This is a genomic window from Shewanella oncorhynchi (assembly GCF_030848765.1).
Classification (GTDB): Bacteria; Pseudomonadota; Gammaproteobacteria; order Enterobacterales; family Shewanellaceae; genus Shewanella; species Shewanella oncorhynchi.
In genome coordinates this window covers 593,211-616,012 of record NZ_CP132914.1, presented here as the reverse complement: position 1 = coordinate 616,012, position 22,802 = coordinate 593,211, and the positions used below count along the sequence as shown (strand labels likewise).

Annotated in this window: 18 protein-coding genes; 8 read left to right on the top strand and 10 right to left on the bottom strand. The window is 44.5% G+C overall.

What is annotated here, in order from left to right:
* Positions 1–394 precede the first annotated feature (394 nt).
* Complete coding sequence (locus tag RA178_RS02865) at positions 395–1,057, bottom strand: pentapeptide repeat-containing protein (protein ID WP_107402699.1); 663 nt, start codon at positions 1,055–1,057, stop codon at positions 395–397.
* A gap of 104 nt (positions 1,058–1,161) precedes the next feature.
* Positions 1,162–1,644, bottom strand: a complete 483-nt coding sequence (locus RA178_RS02860; RefSeq protein WP_306684453.1) for an SRPBCC family protein — start codon at positions 1,642–1,644, stop codon at positions 1,162–1,164.
* Between the two features lie 247 nt (positions 1,645–1,891).
* Between RA178_RS02860 and RA178_RS02855 the strand changes: the two genes are divergently transcribed.
* The 3 genes from RA178_RS02855 (at position 1,892) to RA178_RS02845 (ending at position 4,553) form a co-directional block, all read left to right on the top strand.
* Positions 1,892–2,320, top strand: a complete 429-nt coding sequence (locus RA178_RS02855; protein WP_306684451.1) for a hypothetical protein — start codon at positions 1,892–1,894, stop codon at positions 2,318–2,320.
* On the top strand, positions 2,307–3,410 hold the full coding sequence (locus RA178_RS02850) for a phosphoribosylaminoimidazolesuccinocarboxamide synthase (RefSeq protein ID WP_306684449.1): 1,104 nt from the start codon (positions 2,307–2,309) through the stop codon (positions 3,408–3,410). The genes RA178_RS02855 and RA178_RS02850 overlap by 14 nt, the downstream gene beginning before the upstream one ends.
* 642 nt (positions 3,411–4,052) lie before the next feature.
* The gene (locus tag RA178_RS02845; RefSeq protein WP_131526164.1) at positions 4,053–4,553 is read left to right on the top strand and encodes a hypothetical protein; all 501 of its coding nucleotides are present in this window, start codon (positions 4,053–4,055) and stop codon (positions 4,551–4,553) included.
* A 396-nt stretch (positions 4,554–4,949) separates the two neighbouring features.
* On the opposite strand, the gene RA178_RS02840 is transcribed toward RA178_RS02845, so the two are convergent.
* From RA178_RS02840 to RA178_RS02820, 5 genes are all read right to left on the bottom strand, one after another.
* Positions 4,950–5,825: a toxin-antitoxin system YwqK family antitoxin gene (locus RA178_RS02840; RefSeq protein WP_306684446.1), complete on the bottom strand. Its 876-nt coding sequence runs from the start codon at positions 5,823–5,825 to the stop codon at positions 4,950–4,952.
* A 583-nt stretch (positions 5,826–6,408) separates the two neighbouring features.
* Positions 6,409–6,987: a porin family protein gene (locus RA178_RS02835; RefSeq protein WP_306684444.1), complete on the bottom strand. Its 579-nt coding sequence runs from the start codon at positions 6,985–6,987 to the stop codon at positions 6,409–6,411.
* Positions 6,988–7,602: 615 nt separating this feature from the next.
* Positions 7,603–8,454, bottom strand: a complete 852-nt coding sequence (locus tag RA178_RS02830; RefSeq protein WP_306684443.1) for a class I SAM-dependent DNA methyltransferase — start codon at positions 8,452–8,454, stop codon at positions 7,603–7,605.
* A 140-nt stretch (positions 8,455–8,594) separates the two neighbouring features.
* Positions 8,595–9,371 (bottom strand): EAL domain-containing protein, encoded by a 777-nt coding sequence (locus RA178_RS02825; RefSeq protein ID WP_113940061.1) that lies wholly within the window; start codon positions 9,369–9,371, stop codon positions 8,595–8,597.
* Between the two features lie 209 nt (positions 9,372–9,580).
* Positions 9,581–10,294, bottom strand: a complete 714-nt coding sequence (locus RA178_RS02820) for an oxidative stress defense protein (RefSeq protein WP_219250654.1) — start codon at positions 10,292–10,294, stop codon at positions 9,581–9,583.
* A 417-nt stretch (positions 10,295–10,711) separates the two neighbouring features.
* On the opposite strand from RA178_RS02820, the gene rimO reads away from it, so the two are divergent.
* The gene (gene rimO, locus RA178_RS02815) at positions 10,712–12,130 is read left to right on the top strand and encodes a 30S ribosomal protein S12 methylthiotransferase RimO (RefSeq protein WP_198573078.1); all 1,419 of its coding nucleotides are present in this window, start codon (positions 10,712–10,714) and stop codon (positions 12,128–12,130) included.
* A 211-nt stretch (positions 12,131–12,341) separates the two neighbouring features.
* Here rimO and fumC read toward each other — a convergent pair whose 3' ends face one another.
* Complete coding sequence (gene fumC / locus RA178_RS02810; protein WP_168825651.1) at positions 12,342–13,745, bottom strand: class II fumarate hydratase; 1,404 nt, start codon at positions 13,743–13,745, stop codon at positions 12,342–12,344.
* 208 nt (positions 13,746–13,953) lie between these two features.
* A complete protein-coding gene (locus RA178_RS02805; protein ID WP_131523432.1) occupies positions 13,954–14,178 on the bottom strand; it encodes a ribosome alternative rescue factor ArfA in 225 nt (74 codons plus the stop codon).
* Positions 14,179–14,444: 266 nt separating this feature from the next.
* Here RA178_RS02805 and RA178_RS02800 point away from each other — a divergent pair, with 266 nt between their 5' ends.
* Positions 14,445–15,293, top strand: a complete 849-nt coding sequence (locus tag RA178_RS02800; RefSeq protein WP_306684439.1) for a substrate-binding periplasmic protein — start codon at positions 14,445–14,447, stop codon at positions 15,291–15,293.
* Between the two features lie 245 nt (positions 15,294–15,538).
* Positions 15,539–17,665 (top strand): TonB-dependent receptor, encoded by a 2,127-nt coding sequence (locus tag RA178_RS02795; protein WP_131523434.1) that lies wholly within the window; start codon positions 15,539–15,541, stop codon positions 17,663–17,665.
* A gap of 251 nt (positions 17,666–17,916) precedes the next feature.
* Here the strand turns inward: RA178_RS02795 and pmbA are convergent, their stop codons facing one another.
* Positions 17,917–19,260, bottom strand: a complete 1,344-nt coding sequence (gene pmbA / locus RA178_RS02790; RefSeq protein WP_105251299.1) for a metalloprotease PmbA — start codon at positions 19,258–19,260, stop codon at positions 17,917–17,919.
* A gap of 450 nt (positions 19,261–19,710) precedes the next feature.
* Here pmbA and yjgA point away from each other — a divergent pair, with 450 nt between their 5' ends.
* Positions 19,711–20,247, top strand: a complete 537-nt coding sequence (yjgA, locus tag RA178_RS02785) for a ribosome biogenesis factor YjgA (protein ID WP_198573074.1) — start codon at positions 19,711–19,713, stop codon at positions 20,245–20,247.
* Between the two features lie 29 nt (positions 20,248–20,276).
* Entirely contained in the window at positions 20,277–22,778 is a 2,502-nt protein-coding gene (locus RA178_RS02780; protein WP_306684433.1) for an Ig-like domain-containing protein, read from the top strand.
* Positions 22,779–22,802 lie beyond the last annotated feature (24 nt).

The window sequence follows — 22,802 nt, the reverse complement described above, 5'->3', positions numbered from 1 at the left end:
CCACATTGGACGCCATCGAGCAGAGGTTTGCTCACTGATTTGATTACTTTTTTAGTTATAAAGCGTTAAAACAGCGCCACCATATCTTCAAAATACACGGCATACGCTGAATACACTGCTCATCCACAGAGATTGTTATCCCGAAAGAGGTAGGTGGGTATTGTGGTAAACCACATGGGGAAGCTCGGTGTGATCTACCGCAACTAAAACCTAGGACTGACCTTGAAATACGTGAATAAGATCAATAGGTCTTAAAAAACGGACAGAAAAAGCCGCCAGATGGGACAAATGGCGACTTCAAAAACAAACAGATATTTCAGTAAATTGCGATAACACTCGTGGGATGAGCATCACTATGCTGAGTGAACAGCTGAGTAAAAACCTACCACAATCCTTAATCCATTAATTCTATATCAAGACAGTTGAGCAGCCGAATCGCTTCGTCGCGGCTAAACTTAGCGCCTTTGATTTTATTGTTAAAAATGTCGATATCGTAATTGGATGCCTCGCTGAAATCCGCCTCCAATAATTGAGTTCGGCCAAACAGACTATGACTAAAATCCGTGTAGGTGAAATTGGCTTGATTAAAACTGCCCTCGCGAAAATCGACATCGTGGGCCTTACACTCTTCGATGATAATTTCATCGAGGGACAAACCTAAAAATGAGCAATCATTTAAGATGGATTGCTTAAAGGAAAATGGCGCGGCAAAAGATAAACGTGACCACGCGGCGCGGGTCCAATCGATACCGACTAACTTACACTCTTCAAACTCCACCCCGCTGAACTGACACTGGGGCACTTTCACTAAACTTAAGTTGCAACGCACAAAGCGGCAATCGATAAACTTGCACTTACGGAAAGTGCTCTCACTAAAATGGCAATCTTGAAAGCAACAATCCTCAAACTCGATGCCCTGTAGATCTTGGGCTAATTCCGACAAGCCATTGAACTGTTTTGATAAAAAACTATTGCCCTGCAAAGCAGCGCTTTGCGCGAGTTGCGATGGCGCAAGCACCGATTGTTTAAGCACTGGTACTTCTTTCTGTGACGACATAACACCTCTAATCCTGCCCAATCCCCAGCAATAAAATATGCAGGGCAATTGGGCTAGATACTACTTATTGTTTACTCTCTGATACGAGGCTTGAGACTCATCAGCTAAATGCTCGCGACGAGTTCCTCAAGCTGATCGGTCGCCTTAGACCAACCCTGATGAAACCCCATATCCTCATGATTCTGCCTATCTTCGCTATTCCAATGCAGCACCCGCGCAGTGTACTTGGTCTTGCCATCTATAGGTTCAAACGTAATAGTAGCCGTCATAAAAGCTTTATCGGACGGCACCCAAGCCTCAGTAAAGGCATCAGTAAATACGATGCGCTCATTCTCAACCACCTCAAGATACACGCCACGATTCGGGAAATCCTGTCCCTCAGGGCTACGCATCACGATCACATTTGAACCACCGGCACGCACATCTAAGCTCGCGCTAGCCACAGTCCACGGCCTTGGCGTAAACCAAATTTTGAGGAGTTCTGGCTCGGTCCACGCGCGGAACAGTTTTTCTGGCGGCGCATCGATAATCCGCTCTAATACTAGCTCTCGTTGATTATCATTATGTACATGCTGACTTGTGCTCATATTCCCTCCATTGGATATTTGGCTTGATGGTCTTGTCGGCTGCAGCTACGTCATAAGCTCGCACATCAGCGCGCTAAAATACAGCCCTTCAACATTAGCTCGTCCGCAGAACACCAGCCCTCCATCATGCTCAGCACTGAGTGTTAGCGCGTGATTCCCTTGCAAATCCTTATGCCCGCTAGATTCAAGCCACAGAACTATATAAAGAGCAGTGTAAAGAGCTATGTAAAGATCTGTGCAAAGAGCGATGCAAATAGCCGTGGCAAATTTTGTCAAAAAAGGTAGAATGTCGCCACTTTTTCGCGGCAGTCTAGAACAAGGTTCTCTCGGATTAATGGTTAGCATTTTCGAGCAAAATGGCACGGGCCCAGCCCGCTTTCGCAGACCACTTTCACTGTGGTGCCAACCTTGCCCTGCGTTTGTTCCATCCCTTGCATTATCTCCACCCAACACACTTCAAACACCGCCCGAAAATACCACTTTTGCTGTTCAAGATTTAACATCAAATCCCGCAAACTGGCTGAATGCTTTACGCCCTAAGCCAAGCGCGAATAATAAAGCGGTTGCAATAAATCTGGCTGTTGCTAACGCCATAGTTCATCTGCAAACCGACACTTATAAAAACCTTATCCCTACACTCTCTATCCTAAGGAATACTCGTCATGAGTCTTGCTGATTCCGTATTAGCCGTAAATAACGATTTGCCAATCCGCACCGACAGCCCAGTCCACAGCGGCAAGGTTCGCAGCGTTTACTGGCTAACCGATGCCGACAGCCGCCGTTTAATCAAAACCAAGGGTTATAACGTCCCCGAAGATACCCCGCTCGCCATCATGGTGATCAGCGACCGTATCTCAGCCTTCGACTGCATCTTCCACGGTGAAGGTGGCCTCAAAGGCATTCCCGGTAAAGGCGCGGCATTAAACGCGATTTCTAACCACTGGTTTAAACTGTTCGCCGAAAACGGCCTAGCCGACAGCCATATTTTGGATATCCCGCACCCGTTCGTATGGATAGTCCAAAAAGCCCGCCCCATTAAGGTCGAAGCCATTTGCCGCCAGTACATCACAGGCTCAATGTGGCGCGCCTACTCAAAGGGCGAGCGCGTATTCTGTGGCATCACACTGCCAGAAGGCTTAGAGAAAGATCAAAAGCTCCCTGAGCTGTTAATCACCCCATCGACTAAGGGTATTTTAACCGGCATCCCAGGCGTGCCAGCCCAAGATGACGTGAACATCAGCCGCAGCGATATCGAAGCCAACTACCAAGCCTTTGGCTTTGAAAAGTTAGAAGATATCGACCTGTACGAGAAGCTGTTAAAAGATGGCTTTAAAGTGATTTCAAAAGCACTGGCCGACATTGATCAAGTGTTTGTCGACACTAAATTTGAGTTCGGTTATGTGACCGATAAAGATGGCAATTCAAAACTGATTTATATGGATGAAGTCGGTACTCCAGATTCATCACGCATTTGGGACGGCGCCGCCTACCGCGATGGCAAGATTTTGGAAAACTCCAAAGAGGGTTTCCGCCAATTCCTGCTAAATCATTTCCCCGATCCTGATGTGCTGCTCAACAAAGACAGAATGCCAGAGCGTGAAGCCCTCGCCCGCGACATTGACCTCCCACTTGAGGCCATGATGCAAGTGTCACGCACTTACACTGGCGTTGCCGAGAAGGTGACTGGCGCTCCAATCCCGCTGCCAGCGAATCCTAAGGCAGATATTATTAAGATACTCAAAGATGAGTATGATCTGATTGTGTAATCAAATCATTGTGGGATGGGGAGCTTTCCCTTTCCCCTAGAGTAAAAAGGCGCTTCGGCGCCTTTTTGTTTTTTAAACTTGGGTTTGGATTTATTTGTATGAGTCAATTTAACTCAATTCTGAAATGCAAATCTGAGAAAAATCAAAGTCAAAGTCGTGGGGCTTCACCCCACACCCGACCAAGGAGGACTGCTCGTCCTATCCTCCTTGGATTCTCCAAGACGCCCCTAGCGAAGTTACATGCATTAGAGACTGGCCTTGGTCTCATGGATAAATTGCTATCGCTTCCGAAGGCAACGTCCCTGTACCTACGAAAGCTAGCCGGTCATCCATGACCGGACTCACGCAATTTATTCCAACGCCCTGCGGCAACTTCGCAGGGGATGGAGAATCCCTTTAGCATCAGTGTTGTCTGCTGGTTATGCAAAACAAAAAATAATTATAGAAACCCGATTTACCCCTACCTTTTAAACACAAAAAGACCATCATTACTGATAGTCTTTGATTTGCTAACTTGCCAATAAGACAGCTGCATGCAGGCTAGCACTTCAAGCAACAAATTTGTAAAAGAGTTACTGGCGATTACGCCATTGTCTAACTAGAATCAATAAACAATAAATATTGCTTACAAGGACGTGAGACATGAAACCGAAAGTATTTTTACTATTATCAAGCTTAACTATCTTAAACGGATGTGTTGGATTAGATGGTTTCGTCAACCAAGAACGGATACAAGACCCATCAACAAAGCAAGAACAATTATATACTTACATTACTCGAGTTGATAAGTTACTGAATATTTATGCTGTTGATGAAACAACAAAAGCAAGCTTAAAACTTGCTTTAAGTAAGGTCGAAACCAATGCAGAAGGCGATATAAATAATTCTAAAGCGGCAAAAATGCTAGCAGCAGAACTCGATCAAATAAATTCACAAAACTATCCAATCTTATTTAGTGTCGTACTAGGTCTAAATTCAAATCCATCAAGTGAGAAAAACCAAGAACAATTTTGGAAGTCATTAAACAACATAACTAACCAAACTTACTCAACCAGACAAAAAGAAATTGAGTTAGAGATGGGAAAAATAGAGTTAGAAATAATTCAATTAAATAGTCGCCAGCCCATTAAAGTAAGTAAGTAAGTAAGTAAGTAAGTAAGTAAGTAAGTAAGTAAGTAAGTAAGTAAGTAAGTAAGTAAGTAAGTAAGTAAGTAAGTAAGTAAGTAAGTAAGTAAGTAAGTAAGTAAGTAAGTAAGTAACTTTATCTATAATCTCCAAATCAATTAGGAATAAATCAGGCCACCCATTGTAAAACAATAATATAATGCACTTTTGATATGGGGTAGAGTAACGGCAAGCCGCCATAGGCGACTTCCGCGCTAAAAGCACTAGAAAGCACTAGAAAGCACTATTCGAATGGACATTGCTTAGCTAAATAGGTCGATATGGTTTTCTAAGCCCGCTACAAAATGGAGGACAAGATTTATTCCTTCCAACACTAATTGTCAATTGCTGCAATTTTTTAAAGATTCCATCTAACTAATCATTATTATAAGTCGTTTCTTGAATTAAATGACCATCTTCACTATAGCTTTTCCAAATACCGTCTTTCTTACCATTTTTATAAGTTCCTTCTACTTCTATTATACCATTTTTATGATAACTCTTAAAAAGCCCCTCTCGCTCTCCGTTTTTATAATATTCCTCAACTTGCAATATTTCTTCCTCATCATAGGCTTTAGAAAGGCCATCTAATTGATCTTTTTTATAAACGCCTTCCACCTTTAATTTACCGCATTCATTATAATATTTAAACAGACCTTCCAGAACCCCATTAACAAAGGTTTTTTCTACTGTTAATCTACCATTTTCATTATAATACCTCCCAATACCTTCTAACTTTCCATTTATATATAACGCTTCATTCTCCAGTTCACCATTACAATGATAAGTTCGATAAAAACCGTCTTCTTTCCCATTTTTAAAAATTTGTACTGCTACCTTACCATTTTCATTGTAATATTTCCAAACACCGTCTAAATTCCCATTTTCATAAGTCAATTCCGACTCTAACTGACCGTTTCTATAATAGCTTTTACAAATACCATCTTCTTTCCCATTTACATAAAACTTTTCCTCCATTAGTTTTCCATTAGACCAATAATGCTTATAAATGCCTTCTCTATTGCCTTTTCTATAAGTTCCCTCTTTTTCTAACTGACCGTCTTTATAATAACTATTACAAATACCATCTAACGTTCCATCTTTATAATTTTCTTCTTTTTCTAACTGACCGTTTTCATAATAAATATTACGAATACCATTTAACTTTCCATCTTCATAATTTTCCTCAATCCTTAGTTGACCATTTTTATAATGACCTGTTACTTTTCCTGTAAATATTTTTTTACTCATTTTACTATACCATAATTAAGATAACTCAAATTCAACTCCGAAGTGCGACAATCTAATCGAAGAATAGAGGCAAGATTAACGCCCAAGAGTGCAAATCTCAATCTATCAGTTCTATTTTTAACCATAGCTTACTCAAAAGCATACTTATGTTAACCATAGATGTAAGAGACTATCACCATGAATTATCTGTATTTTACCATAGTAAGACGATACCAGGTTTTTATTCTTTTAGAACAGCGCTTTCGATATAAATGTACTGATTGTCATCGTCCTAATGACGATAGGCAATCCTCCCATGCCTAAAATCGGTGGGGTTTGCATGTTTAAAAACGCCTTTTTTAATGAATTAGTTTGACTTTTGTCCCATATATCGTCCCATCATTTTTAATGGTACTCGTTCAAGCAATTTTCGCCATAACAGATTGTAGGCAAAAAATGGAAAGTGAATTATATTGTTGTTTATAAATGGCTGCCAATACTTCTTATTAAATCCAATAACATCTACCATCAAGATAAAGTAAAAAAGGCGTGACACTTAAAGTATCACGCCTTAATAATTATGAATTGTTGATGAGATTACTAATTAGAAGCGATATTCAACACCGATACTGGCTTGATTAAAGTCTGTATCGGTTTTTACGCCATTGGCGATGCTATCGACATTAAGATCTGCATCATACCAAGTGTACTCAGCATTAATTAAAAATCGATCTGTGACTTTAAATGCCACACCAGCGCCGGCGAATACACCTTCGCCATCGTCATTGCCAGAAAAACCGACGACGTCATAATCTGTCGAATACCATAACTGACCACCTTTAGCATATAGCTCAACTCGGTCAGCAATGGGAAGCATGACTTTAAGGGCCGCCGTATAACCATCGGTTTCGGCATTTGCTAAACCATTACCATAATCACCAAAGTTAATGTAACTACCTTCAAGAGCAAGGTATTTATTGAACTTATAACCAACAAGACCCTGCATTACATCACTATTATCATCAAAATCATCATCGCCATCGACTTTTAAATAACCGTAGTTAGCGCCGACATAGATTCCGTTTTCTGCGGCATCACTGTTGCTCATGTTATCTGCATGAGAATATGCACTAAAAGAGGCTAAAGAAATAATGGCAGCTAAAGTAAGAATGGGATTTTTCATAAAGTACTCCTAGTTAATTATTTAAATACACTAAGGACATTACAAAAATAATGCCAACCTCGCAAAACCACACTCAGATCAATACACAATGAAAATAATAACCTTACTTATCAACAATATAGATTTATTTTAATATTTTAAATTCGAGTTAACTATTTTTATAAAACACATGAAACTTTTTTCATACTTACACTAAAGCCGTGCTAATTCTGTCTTAATGTATTTATTGCCTGTGAAATTGTAACTATTTCATAGGCAACAAAATAAACATACAAAATTATTACATTTAATTAATTCCATTATCATTTATATTGTGCGACTTACTTATTAAAGCAAGTTTATTAAAGCAAGCTTTAACGGGAATACTGTACGGCAGCGTTATGAACAAGAGTTATGAATGACGAGCTGATTGTTAAACATGGACGTTATTTGGCAAGGAATATCCAAAAGGGGAATGGTACTTTCCCCTTTTGGTCGACTCTTGATGAAAAATCAAGAGTGAAGCCTACAACTTTAATTTGGCTTTAAATAAAAACAGACTGAAAGAGAAGCGAGATTTAACAAGTCACACTGACATTATGAGCAGGCCTTCTGTTACCAACCTTCAACAGAAGGTCAAATTTTCACGCAAACAAACAGCGCATTACCTGATGCTAAATCCCACGGGACAATTTTTTCATAATCGTGTTCGAAAACATGCACTTCAAAATAGGGCGCTAACAATTCCTGCAGCTCAGTGAAACTGGTAGCGACCATAGCATGTTGATCTTGCCATTGCTCAATACTGTGGACTTCTTGTAAGCCCACTTCTTGCAAACCTGCGGCGTGTAACCCAGCTTCCAGCGAGCCTAAGCCTTTCATATCAGAGACAGGTAAAGGCGAGACATCAGCAAACGGCTGACTGCTTTTGGCAATACTCAACTTTAATGACTGTTTCTCACCTTGCCCACTGTAATGCCAGCCGGATTCGAAGGCGAAATGACTACCATCAAACTCGGCAAAATGCTTAACCGAACTTGTGTTATCGATTCTGTGCTTATCGACAGTATTAAAACAAAACAGCCCACCGTCATTAAGTGCGCTATGCACACTGGCGATACAGCTTTTAAGGCGTTCGATGCAAGCACTGTAATGGATGGAATATAAAAAACAGGTAATCAAATCGACGCGCTCTTCTAAATAAAAAGCCGTCATATCTTGGAGGTTAAACTGAGCTTCAGGACAACGACGCATGGCCATGTCTAGCATAGGCTGATTAATATCAAGGCCACTGCACTGATAACCAAGGTCGATAAAATGCCGCACATGTGGACCAGTGCCACAGGCTAAATCAAGATGTTGCTTACCATTATTGCCGAGAAACTGATGCAGACGATGGATACTCGCGCTCTGTTGCTGGTAGTTGATATCGGAACACATTAAATCGTAATAACCGGATAAATCGGTATAGAGCGCGTTGGAAGACATAGTAGCGAATAGGTAACAAGGGCAATTTTAGGTGGCGCATGATATATCAGTTAGCCGATATCAGAAACAAAGAATTATCCATCGAGTCTCTGCACGTGTTATCACTCTAATCGTGCAACGATATCAATCCACCTAACCATTTACTTTGGGGCGTGAAAGCTTAGCTCTTCATAGGAACTCAAATATTCGAGTTGTGGTTTGGCAAAATAATAACCCTGAAAATACTCAATCCCTATTCCAGCGAGATAATTAAGTTCGGCTTCAGTCTCAATGCCTTCGGCCAAAACTCTTGTATTCAGCTCTAAACAAATACGCAGTATTTCATCCACGGCTAACTGCTTTTCTCTATCGAGATCGATATCACGGATCAAGGTCATATCAAGTTTTAATACTTGAGGGCGCAGGGCTTCGAGCCAGCTTAAATCAGCAAAACCACTGCCAAAATCATCGATTGCCGTGATAAAACCACGCTTAGCATAGCTCTCGAAGATACGGACTAATTTTGCCCGATCAACAATTTGCTCACCCTCAGTCACTTCGAACATGATTTTGTGAATATCAAACCCATACATGTCGGCGGCTTCAATCGTCGCGCGGATACAGGTCTCAGGGTTATATACGGCATTAGGTAAAAAGTTGATACTGAGCATCTTATCGAGTCCCAGCTTTGAAGCGGTTTCTATCGCTTTAACACGGCAAGCCTGATCAAAATAGTATTTATTATTTTCATTAATCCGCTCAAACACCCACGCAGCCCCTTCACCATCAGGGCCTCTGACCAGAGCTTCATAACCGCTAATCTCACGACTAGGCCAATGGATAATAGGTTGAAATGCCATTCGAATTTCAAATCCTAATGACTTACCACTTAAGCAATCCATGCAAGTTTGTTGCTTTATTCGAGCGGGAAAATCCATAAACGGCCTCCTAAACATTAACCTTACTAGTGTGAGGATAAATACTTAAATTTGCCAGTTTTTACTGTTCATCATCCTAATAAAATCCATCACATATTAGAGTGAAGAATGCTATTTCCAAAAATATAAAACGATTGTAAACGGCATAAAAAATAAAATGGATGAATTCCAATAGGAGCTTCATCCATCACCATATGCCTCAGACTGATTTACTTCAGTTTATAAATCACTTCAACTCTATCTTCTATGCTCACTTGACCATATTGATAACTCTCGGCGGCGCCCATGGCATCGGCTTTAGCGCTCATACGCAACATGACAGGTTGCACAGGGCGTTGATCGTAATAACGGATCTGCCAGATCTTACCTAGATTTTCACCAAAGCCTTTAGCCAAAGATTCGGCTTTTTGTTTGGCATCCACAATCGCAGCTTGACGTGCTTTGGCGACGTATTCAGCTTCTTTACTCGACTTAAGGGCGATGTTATTCACCCGATTCATACCCTCTTCTAAGGCAGAATCTAAGATTGCATTCAAGCGGCTTAAGTCTGTTACCGTCACGGTAATTTGGCGACTGGCGGTGTAACCCGTCAGCTCAGGTGCCTTATCTTGCACATACACATATTGCGGTTGAAGATTTAAATTCGCGCTCTGGATCTGATCTTTAGTCACACCCGCTGCGGTGAGACGGGCGATAAACTTAGCCACGGCGGCATCGGAATTATCTTTGGCGGCTTTAGCGGTTTTTTCGGTCACGGCCACTTCCACATTCACATCAGCCATATCAGGCTCGACTTGGATTTGACTCACACCCATGGTTTCAATATGCGGGAAATCGACCTCAGCGGCAATCACTGCTGGCGCCATAAACGCGCTAGAAAAAAGACCACCCGCCACCAATACCGCTAAAAGAGAATTTTTCATAACTTACTCCAAAATAATGTGCTTATACCTAAACCACTTCAAATAGAACGCATATTCAAAACGAGACGGCTAAAACGACTGTGTCGCTTATTTAGCGCTTAGGCTATCAGTAAAAAGTGCCAATACTTGTGCCAATATGTAACAGCATCAAGAAATTGTCTCTTGCCCCTATAAACGCGGCCAATTTTAAAAAGGGTTAATTTTTCTGAAAATTTTTTAGCGCTTTTTATCCAGATGAGTTCGACCATGGATCTTTGGCTTATCTTCCTATATCCATACCCAAAATAGGCCTTAGGGTTAACTGGCATATTCAGTGCCCCAGTTGTACACTTTTCAGCCAAAGCTACTGTACCTTTTAATCACTTCAGGTATAATCCGCCAACTTTTTTAAGGCGGCTTATACCTCAGCGAGAAACCATGACAGTTGAAACTTTTAAACCCAAGCAAACGACCACGCTTGATATCCCAGTCAAAACATTAGAAGCAGCAAGCACTAATGCTGTTACCACTGGGAATCGCATCGGTTTCGTGTCTTTGGGCTGCCCAAAAAACCTCGTGGATTCAGAGCGTATTCTGACTCAGTTACGCATCGACGGCTACGAAGTCACTAACAGCTACGACAATGCCGACTTAGTTATCGTCAATACCTGCGGCTTTATCGATGCCGCGGTGGAAGAATCTCTGGATGCTGTGCGTGAAGCCTTAGAAGAAAACGGCAAAGTGATCGTCACTGGCTGCCTTGGCGCCAAAGAAAACCAAATCCGCGAAGTGCACCCAGATGTATTAGAAATCACTGGCCCACACAGCTACGAAGCGGTGTTGAAGCATGTTCACAAGTACGTACCTAAGCCAGAGCACAACCCTTTCACCTCGTTAATCCCACAAACTGGAGTTAAGTTAACGCCTAAGCATTACGCTTATTTAAAGATTTCAGAAGGTTGCGACAACCGTTGTACTTTCTGCATCATCCCTTCGCTACGTGGCGATCTCGACAGCCGCCCAGCGGGCAGCATCTTAGATGAAGCTAAGCGTTTAGTGGAATCAGGCGTACAAGAAATTCTAGTTGTGAGCCAAGACACCTCGGCCTACGGCAAAGACAAAGGCGGTCGTACCGATTTTTGGAACGGTATGCCAGTCAAGCAAGACATTACTAGCCTAGCGCGCCAACTGGGTAAAATGGGCGCTTGGGTGCGTCTGCATTACATCTATCCATACCCATGGGTTGACGATTTGATCCCCTTGATGGCCGAAGGTTTGATCCTGCCATATTTGGATATTCCAATGCAGCATGCTAGCCCGCGCATCCTCAAGATGATGAAGCGTCCAGGCCGTGTTGACCGTCAGTTAGAAGCGATTCAACGCTGGCGTGAAATCTGCCCAGATCTAGTGATCCGCTCAACCTTCATCGTTGGCTTCCCAGGTGAAACCGAAGAGGATTTCCAAATCCTGCTCGATTTCTTGAAAGAAGCTCGTCTCGACCGCGTAGGTTGCTTTAAATATTCTGAAGTCGATGGCGCTGTCGCCAACACTATCGCTGAGCTTATCAGCGAAGAGGTTAAAGAAGACAGATACCACAGATTTATGGAACTCCAAGCCGAGATCAGCGCCGAGCGTTTAGCCCGTTTCGTTGGCCGTACTTTAGATATTCTGATTGACGATGTCGACGAAGAAGGCGCCATTGGCCGCAGCTTCGCCGATGCACCTGAAATCGACGGCATGGTGTTTATCAATGGTGAAACTGAGCTGGAACCTGGTATGTTGGTTCGTGCCCGCATCACCCATTCAGATGAACACGATCTGTGGGCTGAAGTAGTCGACGCTGACACCCAAGACTAAGCTGTTCTGATATAGGACAGGCTATGACTCAAAAAGCGAACCTCTGGTTCGCTTTTTGTTTTTATCATTTCGTAAGCATTAACACTGCGAATGCTTCAGCATCCTTACTCCACTGTTTCTTCACACTGTCTTGGCCCACGATATTGATTCATTGCCAGCCTCAATTTCGCTGATTTATCAGCAGCTAGGATGAGACGTTATGAATTAAGCATTAAGCATCGGGTCCCAACATCTTATTGGCATCGACCCAAAGCTCGAATTCTTCTGCCGTGACAAACTCAAGTTCTAATGCCGCTTGGCGCAGTGTCTTATGCTCGCTATGGGCTTTTTTGGCTATCTTAGCGGCCTTTTCATAACCGATATGTTGATTAAGCGCCGTCACTAACATGAGTGAGTTCTCCACATGCAGCGCGATTTGTGGCTCGTTCGCCACTATGCCGACCACGCAATGATCATTAAACGATTGGCAAGCATCCCCCAATAAGCGCCCCGATTGCAGCACATTGGCAATAATCATCGGCTTAAACACATTGAGCTCAAACTGACCATTGCTGCCGCCAATCCCAACGGCAACATCATTACCCATGATTTGCGCGCACACCATAGTCATAGCCTCGACCTGAGTCGGGTTCACTTTTCCCGGCATGATCGACGAACCGGGTTCATTTTCAGGCAGTAATAACTCACCAATGCCACAGCGCGGGCCAGAACCTAACATCCTAATATCATTTGCGATCTTCATTAAACTAACCGCCGCCACTTTATAGGCCGCCGACAGGGAGACTAATTCATCGTGGGCAGCAAGGGCAGCAAACTTATTCGGCGCCGTCACAAAGGGCAAGCCCGTGAGTTTTGCGATATTGTCCGCCACCTTAACGGCGTAATCCTTGTGTGTATTCAGCCCAGTGCCCACGGCGGTCGCACCTAAAGCTAACTCGGCTACACGCTTGAGACTGTGCTCAATGCCTTCGATGGCATGACTTAACTGCGCGGCGTAACCCGAAAACTCTTGGCCTAAGGTTAACGGTGTTGCATCCATAAAATGCGTGCGACCGATTTTAACGATTTGCGCAAACTCCTCGACCTTCTTCTGTAAACTCTGCTGCAATAACCTCATGCAGGGCAAAACGAGCTCAACGGCTTGGCGATAGGCGGCAATGTGCATGGCGGTGGGAAAGGTATCGTTGGAGGATTGCGAGCAGTTAACATCATCATTGGGGTGCAAGCATTTAACCGCATCGATAAGTTGCCCACCCGAGAGCACATGGCCGCGATAGGCAATCACCTCATTGACGTTCATATTGGTTTGCGTGCCCGAGCCCGTTTGCCAAATCACTAAAGGAAATTGCGCATCGAGTTCGCCTGCAATCAGCTCATCGCACACTTGGGAAATCAGTTGAGCTTTATCTTGGAGCAAGACGCCAAGCTGTTGATTGGTAATGGCTGCGGCTTTCTTTAAATAGCCAAAAGCGTGGATCACTTCGACAGGCATAGATGCCTCAGCACCAATACGAAAGTGCTGCCGCGAACGCTCGGTTTGTGCGCCCCAATAACAATCGGCGGGGACTTTCACCTCACCCATAGTGTCGTGTTCAACTCGATATTGCTGTGCCATGTGCATCTCCTTCGCTAAAACGCTCTAAGCGTTCACCATACTCGCTCAGGGCGAAAGTACAATTAACCTCCAACAAGGAGTATCAATAATAAGGCTGATTTAAGCGTAAAGATTGGCGTAAAGGCAGGTGGAGGAGCATGAATTGGCAGGATTAACGAGGCACTAACACAGCAGACTAAAGCAGCGAACTAAAACAGTAAAAAGCAGATTAACAAAAGCGCAGACCTAGAAAGTCAAAAGGGGCATCGCCCTTGTGCTGATGCCCCTTTCGGTTTTGTGCTTTACGGTCGTATGACCCTTTGCCCTTTTTCGCTTTCTCGGTGCGGGTCCTAAACAAGGGACTCGTCACTAACGCTTTTAGTGCGTTGTCGGTAATGGTGCCTCGACCACTTTCGTGTTCTAAGGGCATATTTTGCGGTTTTTGCTTAGTCATTTTATGCCTCACTGCTTAATGAAAGTTAAGCCCATAGCCTAACAGCGCAAACTATAACGCAATCAAATCAGATGTACAGAGTTTGTGCACTCCAACATAAAAAATGACTTTGACTAGTAGGAAAGTATGATAGATTATTTAAATAAAAATAATATATTAGCTTAATAATCAATAAGATTTTATTAATAGGTTTAGTGAGTGGATTTTGCCATAACCTTTATTGGCACTCAGGTTACACTTTGTAATCGACAGATAAGGAGATCAATTTGGCATCCGTGTTAGTCGCTCAACCTTGGCTCGGCGCACTGCTCTTACTGATAACACTTCAAGCCCCGCTTGCCAGTGCTTTTTCCAGTTCAGACTCCTGCGTGATGACTATGGGGTATCGCACCAGCGAACGCTTACCCTTTATCGGAGACGAGTCCAATAACACGGGATTTTATCACGAACTCTACCAAGCGGCGGCGAACAAGATTGGCTGCAAACTCAATGTGGTACGCGCACCTAAATTACGTATTCTGCGGGATCTCAAACTCGGCAATATCGATTTTTATCCCGGCCTTAATTTCACCGAAGAGCGGGCTCAATACGCGCATTTTATCCCCAATGGACTTTCACAACGTGCGATTGGCATTAGCCGTGCTGGCGCCGCCGATATTCGCTCCATTGAACAGTTAGCCCATAATGAGATGACCCTCTTAATCGCCCCCGGCAGTTATGACTTTGGCGGCTTACCCGACAAAATTAAGGTACGCAAACCGCCTGAGCTAACCGTCCCTAAAGCCTTGGATTATTTACTTTCAAACCAAGGTGACTTTTTTATTTATGATCAAACCACTTTGCATTATTACCTCAAAAATCGCGACCAAAGCCAGTTTAAACTCCACTATCACTACAGCGAATTACCGCAGGAAATGTACCTCGGTTTCTCGAAAAAAAGCCGCCACTACCGCGGTAGACACAACCCCAACTATCGCGCCGATATCCCCATCAGCCCAGATAACAGTCCCACTGTGTTAACACCAGATTCTAAAGTCTTTGAATTTGCCAAAGCACTCGCCGCTATGGATTCCCAAGGTGAAACTCAGCGCTTGTATAGCAAGTATTTTAGCTAGCTTAAATCACAAAAAGTACCGCTAACGCAGAGTTCTATTGGACCTCTTATCAATTGAGGTACCAATAAAGAGCTAAGAGAATCATGCCTAACTGATTAAAAAGTGGAAAACTTGTCTTCTGCTCAAGCCATATTCTGATGTTTTAACTCGCTTTGTTACCCTCTGCGACAATATGCCGCACCTGCCACACTGAGATGCTCTTTATAATGCAGCGCAATTAATCCAAGTGAATGGAAGACAATAAGATGGCTGCAAATTCTGCGTATTTATCTCACCCGTTTAAAACTTCAGTAATTTCCTCATCCCTCGCAATCGCCATGGGCTTATCGCTAGCGCCACAGGCCATGGCTGACGATAGTGAATTAGCCAATATTGAACGCTTAGAGGTCCATGGCCAACAGACCGAAAACCGTAACGCCTTAGGCTCGGCTGAAAATCTACTGAAAGGGCAAGGAGTCGATTTCTCCGAAGCGGGCGGCGTATCAGCCCTACCTATCCTCAATGGCATGATGGGCGATCGCATCAAAGTGCTGGTTGATGGCGCAGACATTACCGCGTCCTGTGCAAACCAAATGAATCCCCCGCTGTCCTATATCTCCGCCAATCAAATCACCACAGCCGAAGTTATCGCGGGCGTATCGCCAGTCAGTGCCGGTGGCGACAATATTGCGGGTGTGATCAAGGTTAGCAGCCTTAACCCTAAATTTGGTGAAAGCGAGGCTATCAAGTGGAATAGTGGCGATATTTCAACTGGATATCGCAGTGTGAGTGACACCTTGCTACTCGGCACCAATGCCACAGTTGCCAGCAAAAATGTCAGCCTTAGCTATCAAGGCGCCTATGAAGATGCCAACAGCTATAAAGATGGCAATGGCGATAAAGTCATAGATACTCTATACCGCGCACAAAACCATGCACTGACAGCCGCATGGCGCGATGAGACTCAAGAAGTTGCCATCAAATTGACCCACCAAAATATTCCATTCCAAGGTTTTGCTAACCAATATATGGATATGACGGATAACAAGAGTTACGGTGCCCTCGCCCGTTATCAACTCAAACTCGACGATGACGGTGAATTCAGTGCCCAAGTAAACTGGCACGGCGTGAAACACGAGATGGGCTTTTTCACCCCAGAAAAAACCGGCAAGATGCCAATGAACACTGAAGGTGATGACTACAGCTATCAACTACACTGGCGTTTGCCAATGGGTGATGACAGCACCTTACTGGTCGGCCAAGAATACTATAGCTACCAGCTCGACGATGTTTGGCCTGCGGTGCCTGGCACTATGATGGCGCCCAATGACTACATCAACATCAACGATGGTGAACGCCGCCGCGCCGCCGTTTATGGCGAATGGCAGCAAGATTTAAGTCAAAGCTGGTGGTTATCGGCGGGCGTTCGCTTTGAGTATGTCACCACCAATACAGGTGAAGTCCAAGCCTATAGCAACATGCCTATGATGGGCATGCCCAATGTCGACGCAGAAGCGGCAAAAGCCTTTAATGCGATGGACAGAAAACGTGATGATAATCTGATCGATGCCACCTTACTGGCACGCTATCAATTATCGACCAATCAACAACTTGAGTTTGGTTTAGCCCGCAAGAATCGTGCACCTAATCTGTACGAACGTTACAGCTGGGGCCGCGGCACTATGGCGACCACTATGATAGGTTGGTATGGTGATGGTAATGGTTACGTAGGTAATCCGGATCTTAAACCAGAAACCGCCCATACCCTGAGCGCAGCCTACAAATATAACGATGATAGCTGGCAAGTCTCGACCACAGCTTGGTACACAGCTGTGACTGACTATGTCGATGCCGAAGTCATTGGTAGCTTCAATCGCACCAGTTCGCCTGATGGCAAACGCAATATTCTCCAATTCACTAACTTAGATGCCAATCTCTATGGCGCACGTTTTAATGCGCTCTACCAGTTTGCCGAAACCAGCACAGGTAAATGGCAAGTGTTAGGCAAAGTGAATGTAACCCGTGGCGAGCGAGATGAAGGTGATGAACCTTTATATCAAATCAAGCCGTTGCAAACTGAGCTGGCACTGCAACATCAGTTAGGTCAATGGGAAAACAGTCTTTCATGGCAATGGGTTGCGACCAAAGATCGCGTAGATGACCGCCGCCTTGAAAATGAAACCGACAGTTACTCCTTGCTCAATTTGAACAGCAGTATGAAATGGCAGGATCTGACTGTCACCTTCGCCGTGAATAACCTGTTCGACAGCTACTATGAGCTGCCACTGGGCGGCGTAAGTGTAGCGGAATTTAAGGCCGATAATACCAATGGCTTTAACCAAATTGCCGGTGCAGGTCGCTCGTTCGAACTCAGCGCAAGCTATGCATTTTAACGACTGATTTTAAAGGCACTGTTTTTAACAACATCGTTTTTAACCACATGGTTTTTAACTGCACGGCTTTTTAGGTCGAACAGATCTAATCCGAACGTTAAACAAAAAGGGCAAGCAGATTAAGTGATTAATCGCTTGCCCTTTTTTATGCTCAAACCACATTCATGCTACCAAGACTAAAATACTAGCACTAAAGCACTGAGACGACTTAAGCGCACTATGCAGCACGGCTGAACGAGTGACACTATGGATTAGTTACCCGCAATCTTCATTTCAGATAACAAGATACCGCCGGTACGAATCGATGAGCGCAAATCAAAATCCTTACTCACGGCTTGCACGCCACGGAACATCTCTTTTAAGTTACCCGCGATAGTGATCTCTTCCACTGGATATTGGATCTCACCGTTTTCAACGTAGAAACCCGCCGCACCACGGGAATAATCGCCCGTTACCATGTTCACGCCTTGGCCCATGACTTCGGTCACAATCAAACCTGTGCCCATGTCTTTCACCAATTCGTCGAAGGTTTGGCCTGTGTGGCCAAGCGTCCAGTTATAAATACCGCCCGCATGGCCCGTGTTGGTTAAGCCTAACTTGCGCGCCGAGTAACTGGTCAGCAAATAGGTTTCTAACATGCCGCGGTCAATAATGCGTCTGTCTTGGGTCGCCACGCCTTCACTGTCATAGTTCGCGCTCGCCAGTGCGCCCAGTAAATGCGGCTGCTCTTCGATATTGAACCAATCGGGGAAGATTTGGGTGTTGATCGAATCCAATAAGAAACTGGATTTACGGTATAAACTGCCACCGCTGATCGCTCCGATAAAGTGGCCGATTAACCCTGTGGCGATATCTGGCGCTAATAAAATGGGTAAACGCGTCGTCGCGATCTTGCGCGCACCGAGGCGGCTTACTGTCTTCTCGGCGGTCTTTAAACCTACCGTTTCAGGTGCAAGCATCTCGCTGAATTTACGGGCGATAGTGTAATCGTAATCCCGTTGCATATTGCCTTCGCTATCTTCACCAATCACGCTGCAACTCAAGCTATAACGCGAGCTGCAATAACCGTTTAAGAAACCGTGGCTGTTGCCATACACTTTAACCGCGGTGTGAGCATTGGCACTGGCGCCGTCGGAATTATTGATACGTGGATCGGCATCGAGCGCCGCAGTTTCGGCGCGGATTGCCAGTTGCGCTAACTCATCGGGGGAAATATCTTGTGGATAATACAGTTGAAGATCGCGGATCTGATTTGCCATCAAGGCTTTATCGGCAAGGCCACTGAATGGATCGGGAGAAGTATAACGGGCGATATCGTCGGCCGCTTTCACCGCGAGGGCAATGGCCTCTGGACTTAAATCCGACGTCGATGAACTGCCCTTGCAACCATCGCGGTAAACCGTAATCCCTAAGGCACCATCTTTATTAAATTCAACGGTTTCAACTTCTTTTAAACGGGTAGAAACCGACAAACCTTGTTGTTTACTGATCGCCACTTCGGCAGCGTTCGTTCCTAATTTGTTGGCATATTCCAGCGCCACAGCCACCGCATCTTTCAGCGCGCCCAATTCACTATCGATTCTGTTCAAAGACACAAAGCTACTCTTTCGTTGTCGGCAATTGCCGTAGCATAACAAACACAAATCCCATTCACATTAATTATTCGCGGCTGACTTAGGCTTGAGAGCGTATCCTATACCCAAACAACCTGAAGATGCAGGATTCAGCGGGAGTTTAACGCACTTTAGGCAAGGCGGTTATTTGCAGACCTAGCGGGCTAAGTTAAAAATAACCAACACAGCATAAAGTGCGTTACCCCGTGGTTAACATCAGCGCCGGGACGGAGCGCCTAGGGCACTCCACTTCCGTGTTGCATCAATTCAAAAGGTTGCCGACATTCTGTCATTGATGCGCCTTGAATTGAAGCACCCTAGGCGCTCTGAAACTCGTATCTTCAGGTAGCTTGGGTATAAACACATTCACCTAGGCGATTTTTGGCTGGAGATGTTATTATTAGCCAGTTATTTACTTGAGGTTTTATCTATATGAAGATTGTTGGTGATTCAGAACATTTTAAACAGCCCTACGACATAGATGAAGATTATGTCAGCAGCAAAACAACGGACAAGCGTGATAGCGAAGCCGTGCAAAAAGTCGGTATGGAGCTTGTTTCACTGAGCAAGACTCAGCTAGATAAAATCGAGCTGGATGAGTTTTTGTACGACGCTATCCTGCAAACACGCAAAATCAAAGTCAATACTGAGGCTTATCGTCGCCACATGCAGTATATCGGCAAATTGATGCGTAATTTTGATATTGAGCCAATCAAGGCTTCACTCGCTATCGTGTTGAATAAAAACAACAACGAGACAGCTAAGTTACAAATGTTCGAAAAAATGCGTGAACGCTTACTCACCCAAGGTGATGATGAGATTCAAACTGTCGTCGAGCATTATCCGCAATTAGACAGACAAAAACTGCGTACTTTGGTGCGTCAAGCCACCAAAGAACTGGCCAAAAGCCCAGAATCAAAATCATCTAAAGAGCTGTTTAAATATCTACGCAGCGAAATCCAAGACTAATTAACTTCAGCCCCACAAGGATGTTGCTTATGCGACTTAGCAAAACGTTATCGGTATTTTCTTGGGCATTACTGGGCGCATTAGCGCTCAGTGGTTGTAATGGCGCCGCTGATGGCACCGACACTGACGGAACAACAGACAGCTACAGCTTAACGCTGGGCTATAAAACTGTAGTTAACGGCAAGTGCGCCGATGCAACCACCAATTTAAGCTTTGCCTCCGATACGAGTTTTTGTGCCGTCGCTACCTTAAAAAAGGGTTCGAGTAAACTTAGCGGCCAACTGATTAGCTTCGCTGCGACCTTAGGTACTGTTGCGCCAGCAACAAAACTCACCAATGCAGATGGCGTTGCTGAAGTCATCATTTCTAACCCTGCATTAACAGCAGAAGCTGGTACGGTAACGGCGAGCTATACGCCGTCTGATGCAGACGCATTAACTGCAAGCCGTAACTACGAGTTCGTTGGTTCAGGTAATGATAACACCATTGAAACACCTAAACTCAGCGCCAGTATTTTAAGCAGCTCAGCCTTAGTCACTCGCTTTAAAGTCGATGAGTCGGTGCAATTACAAGCCATATTGCTCGATAGCGAAAGCAAAGGTATCGAAGGCGCTAAAGTCACCTTTACTGCTGGTTCAGCGGCGCTCAATCCTGCCAGTGCGCTGACCAACACTCAAGGTATTGCGCAGGTACCCTATACGCCAAGTGCAACTGAATTAGGGGCAAATGCCTTAACGGTCACTGTGGACTATCAAGGTCAATCGCTGCAAACCAGCAGTTTGTATGAAGTCTTGAGTAAAGATGCAGTCAATCAAGAAGGCACGCTGAAACTCGGCTCATTCAATGGCGCAGTCTTTACCGAAGGCAAACTGACGAGCACCTTAACGGCCGATGCCGATGGCGCATATAAAATCAGCGCAGGCGGTAGTTTTGGTGTAAGTGCAAGTTTAGTATTAGAGGCCAATGACGGCACGGTTACACGAGTACAAACCCCCTCTTCCATCAGCTTTAGCTCAGATTGCACCACAAACAATAGCGCCACACTCGATACCCCAGTTACGACTTTATCGGGTAATGCGAGCTCGACCTTCCAAGACACAAGTTGCAGTGGCAACAGTGAACGTAGCGACCAAATCATCGCCACAACCGTAGCTGGCAATCAGACGTTAACGGCGAATTTCCCATTCACACTGCAACGCCAAACCATTGCCAGCTTAAGTTTTGAGTCAGCAGAGCCAGCACAAATTCGCATCAAAGGTTCGGGCGGTACGGGTACAAATGAATCTTCTTTAGTCAGCTTCAAAGTCATCAGTGCCGATGGAAAGCCTATAAAGCAACAAAAGGTCAGCTTTACCTTAGATACAGTGGTCGGCGGTTTAAGTTTTGCCAATGGCACTGCGAACGCCGAAAGCCTGACTAACTCCCAAGGTATCGCCAGTGTACGTGTGCGATCAGGCACAGTACCAACACCCGTGCGCGTAGTCGCCACTGCTGTTGATACTGATACTAAAGAAGTCATCACTAGCCAGTCAGAGCAACTGACAGTCAATACCGGCTTACCGCAACAGCTTGGATTTAGCCTATCAACGACAGTATTCAATCCAGAAGCAGGTGACTTTAATGGTGAAACTGCAACGATCACCATTCGAGCCTCCGATAGTTTTGGCAATCCAGCGCCCGATGATACTGCTGTCAACTTCACGACTGAAGGTGGCCAGATCCCAACATCATGTTTAACTAAAAATGGGACATGTAGCGTTGTTTGGACTTCACAAACGGCACGAGTACCCGATCACCGCATCACGATTCTCGCTTATGCCTTAGGTCACGAAACCTTCTTCGATACCAATGGCAATAACATCTTTGATGATGCCGATATCAGTAAAGACATCAATGGCACGCCTGTGCCTGACTTGGCTTGTTTAACGAATTCAGGCGTTGCAAAAAAATGCACAGGTAATGGTATGGACATCGAAGCCTATCTTCCTAGTGGTTTTAGTGATCTAGGTGATGCGTTTAGGGATGACAATGAAGATGGCATTAGGAATTCAGCCGAACCATTTTGGAATACTCAAGCAAAAGAATATAGTTTTGCCGATGGTAAATTTAACGGTCCACAATGCGAAAGCGCACTCTGCGGCAAAGGCCAAGCCAATAAAACCTATATCCGCAAAGCCTTAGTAATGAGCATGTCAGGCTCACAGGCTTATATCAGTGTAATGCAAGACGGTGTGTTATTGCCGAGTGTGAATGACATCAAACCTGTAGCCGTTGGTGCTAGTTCTGAGTTTGTAGTATTTGTCCACGACAGTGCGAATCAAATCATGCCAGCTCAGACAAGTATCGAATTGTGCGTGGATTGTGCTGGAGCGCCTAAAATCTTCGAGGTTCCCAATACTGTGTATGCGAAAGGCAGTCTAGGTTCACCACTGAAATTTACGGCATCGGCCAACACCAGCGTATCGGTGAAAGTCACGACCCCTAAAAATGTGGTCACTGATAACTTAGGTTTCACAGTACCAGCGCTTTAAAACTCAATTAAGCAAACTAAAAAG